Annotated in this window: 4 protein-coding genes; all 4 read right to left on the reverse strand. The window is 60.2% G+C overall.

Annotated features, from left to right (window positions below; translation table 11 throughout):
- A partial coding sequence (locus FLM9_RS07645; RefSeq protein ID WP_081340080.1) for a methyltransferase domain-containing protein occupies positions 1 to 894 on the reverse strand: 894 nt, incomplete at its 3' end.
- Positions 895 to 934: 40 nt separating this feature from the next.
- Complete coding sequence (locus FLM9_RS00600; protein WP_074456779.1) at positions 935 to 1,567, reverse strand: LON peptidase substrate-binding domain-containing protein; 633 nt, start codon at positions 1,565 to 1,567, stop codon at positions 935 to 937.
- A gap of 56 nt (positions 1,568 to 1,623) precedes the next feature.
- Complete coding sequence (gene rpsJ / locus FLM9_RS00605; RefSeq protein ID WP_074456780.1) at positions 1,624 to 1,944, reverse strand: 30S ribosomal protein S10; 321 nt, start codon at positions 1,942 to 1,944, stop codon at positions 1,624 to 1,626.
- A 97-nt stretch (positions 1,945 to 2,041) separates the two neighbouring features.
- Positions 2,042 to 3,199: elongation factor Tu (gene tuf / locus FLM9_RS00610; protein ID WP_074456781.1), on the reverse strand; the 1,158-nt coding region annotated here is incomplete at its 5' end.

Below are 3,199 nucleotides of genomic sequence, written 5' to 3' on the forward strand. Positions count from 1 at the left end.
GAGCCCACGCCGCCAGGCCCAGGCCATGAGAAGGATGGTAGGCACTTCTCGAAGACCCTGCACCACCGCGGCCGGCCCCAGGGAGAGCACGGCCCATGGTCGTCTGAACCCTTCCCAGATGGCCTGCGGCCATGCCGGGAATGTGGCCCGGCTCCAATCCGCGGTGTGCAGGTTGACACAGCCACAGGGACTGGCTTGCAGGTGCTCCTGGACGGCTTCCATGCTGGCAAAAGCGGCATGACCCCACTGGGTCAGCAGAATGCCCAGAACCATGTGTTCCAGGCGGCTCAGTGGTTGTTGACGGAAATCCCGCTGGTTCCAATCCGCCATGACCAGTTGGCCACCTGGTTTCAGGAGGCGCAGCAGTTCATTGGCAAAGCGTTGCTTGTCGGCAATGTGAGGCGCCGCTTCCACGGTCCAGACCGCGTCAAAAGACCCGTCTGCCATGGGCGTGGCCAGGGCGTCCATCACGGCAAAGCGACAGGTGACGGGCGCTGGCGTCAACGCCCGGGCCCGGTCAATTTGTTGTCTGCTGATGCTGATGCCCAGCACCTGGAAGCCGTAGTCTCGGGCCAGAATTCGGGCGCTGCCCCCAATGCCGCAACCCACGTCCAGGAGGCGGCTGCCTGGCGGCAGCTTGTGAAGACCGGACCAGTGAACCAGCTCATGGACCAGTCTCGCCTTGCTGGCCCGGAAATCCTGGGGCTGGGGCGGATCACCGTAGTAGCCCAGATGGATGTGGTCTCCCCAAAGCCGCTCCAGGAGACCGTCACGGGTCCAGCGGTCGTAATTGGCGGCAACACTTTGTGGAGACCGATAGGGGCGCTTGCCGGCAAGATAGGCACAGAGCACTAGGGACAGAACACCGCTGATCAGAAGCGGGAGCCAAGGCATTGGGTGGGGTCCCTGATTGTTGGTTCCTTGTTTCAGGCTTTTATTCTAGATCTTTGAGTACTGTCCGTGCAGCCAGTTGTCGACGTGCCTGGTCCAGCAACGCGTATTCCTGTTGCAGGCGATCAGCGGTGTCCGTTGTCTCCAGAAGATGCTGTTGGGCTGTGATTGCATTATCCAGGCGGGAGGCCAGCCAGAAGGAGATGTCTTCAGGGTCTGAAGGAATATCCTCAGGCAGGCGGAAATCCTTGCCGGAGAGCTTGGCGGAAAGCTTGACAACATCCTCAAGGGCGCCATGCACCTTCTGGACAAGGTCTGTGAGGTCAGTGGTGAGGGGAGCATCGTCGAGCCAACTGACAAGACCAATGCAGAAGGGGTTGTCCCGGACCCGGTTCAGGACGCGGAAACGTTGCTGCCCCCTGGTGACGATGGCGCTGCGGTCCCCTTCCATGGGGTGATGCTGGAGGATTTCCGTACAACAGCCCACGGCACTGGGCTCACCTGTCTCAGGATCGCAGTTGATCACGCCAAAGCGCTGATCTGTCTCCAGAACCGTCTTCAGCATGATCCGGTAGCGATATTCAAAAATGTGAAGGGGAAACACTTCACGGGGGAACAGCACAACTCCCGACAACAAAAACAGGGGCAGCTCCCTGACCGCCAGGGGCTTTGTCATGGCCGTAGGGCAGCAAGTTGCTTGACCCTAGACGGATACGGCTGGATGTGTGGTGACTAGAGCTTGACCTCGATGTCCACACCGCTGGGCAGATCAAGCTTCATGAGGGCGTCAATGGTCTTAGAAGAGGGGTTGTAGATGTCAATCAGCCGCCGATGGGTGCGGGTTTCAAAGTGCTCCCGCGAGTCTTTATCCACGTGGGGGGAGCGCAACACACAGTAGATTTTCCGCTTCGTGGGCAGGGAGATGGGGCCAATGGCCGTGGCTGCCGTCCGATCTGCGGTGTCAATGATCTTTTCGCAGGAGATGTCCAGCATCCGTCTATCAAAAGCTTTGAGGCGGATACGAATCTTCTGTTGCGCAAGGGTTCTGGTCATTACAGGGGTTCGGAGGTGATGGCGTGGGCCATGGGGTTGAGTTGTCAAGGTGCAGAGCGGAGGAGGACCGTGGCCCTCCCCCGTGCAGGCAGTGGTCTCAGGCGAGGATCTTGGATACCACGCCAGCGCCGATGGTGCGCCCTCCCTCACGAATGGCAAAACGCATACCCTTCTCAATGGCCACGGGCACAATCAACTCGCCGATTATCTTGATGCGGTCACCAGGCATCACCATCTCGGCTTTGGAGCCGTCGTCAGCGGTGAATTCGGTGATCTGGCCTGTCACGTCCGTGGTGCGGATGTAGAATTGGGGGCGGTAGCCACAGAAGAAGGGGGTGTGACGGCCGCCTTCCTCCTTGGTCAGCACGTAGACCTCACCCTCAAATTTGGTGTGGGGGGTGATGGAGCCGGGCTTGACCAGAACCATGCCGCGCTCCACCTCGTTCTTCTGAATACCGCGCAGGAGCAGACCCACGTTGTCTCCGGCCATGCCCTCGTCCAGAAGCTTACGGAACATTTCCACGCCCGTGACCGTTGTCCTGCGGGTGTCCTTCAAGCCAACGACTTCCACTTCTTCGTTGACTTTGACCATGCCCCGCTCAATGCGGCCCGTGGCCACGGTGCCCCGACCGGTGATGGAGAACACGTCCTCAACGGCCATCAGGAAAGGCTTTTCCACTTCCCGTTCGGGTTCGGGGATGCTTTCATCTACGGCGTCCATGAGATCTAGGATGCCGTCAACCCACTCGTCCTTGCCCCGCTCGCCCGTGGCGCCGCCCTGGATGGCCTCCAGCGCTTTCAAGCCGGATCCCATCACCACCGGGATGTCGTCGCCAGGAAACTCGTACTTGCTGAGGAGCTCCCGGATTTCCAGTTCCACCAGTTCCAGCAACTCCTCGTCGTCAACCATGTCTTTTTTGTTGACGAAGACCACCAGGGCGGGAACACCCACCTGCTTGGCCAGGAGAATGTGCTCCCGGGTCTGGTCCATGGGGCCATCCGTGCCGGCCACCACCAGGATGGCGCCATCCATCTGGGCGGCGCCCGTGATCATGTTCTTGACGTAGTCAGCATGACCGGGGCAGTCTACGTGGGCGTAGTGACGGTTTTCCGTCTCGTACTCCACGTGGGCCGTGTTGATGGTGATGCCCCGCTCCTTCTCTTCGGGAGCGCCGTCAATGTCGTCGTAGGCCTGGGCCTGGGCACTGCCGCGGGCCGCCAGAACGTTGGTGATTGCAGCAGTCAGCGTGGTTTT

The organism is Candidatus Synechococcus spongiarum (assembly GCF_900047545.1).
Classification (GTDB): domain Bacteria; phylum Cyanobacteriota; class Cyanobacteriia; order PCC-6307; family Cyanobiaceae; genus Synechococcus_B; species Synechococcus_B spongiarum_C.

Bases quoted from the DNA above. Each gene is read 5' to 3' on its own strand.
- FLM9_RS00600 (WP_074456779.1), bottom strand. From the start codon at position 1,567: ATGACAAAGCCCCTGGCGGTCAGGGAGCTGCCCCTGTTTTTGTTGTCG.
- rpsJ (WP_074456780.1), bottom strand. From the start codon at position 1,944: ATGACCAGAACCCTTGCGCAACAGAAGATTCGTATCCGCCTCAAAGCT.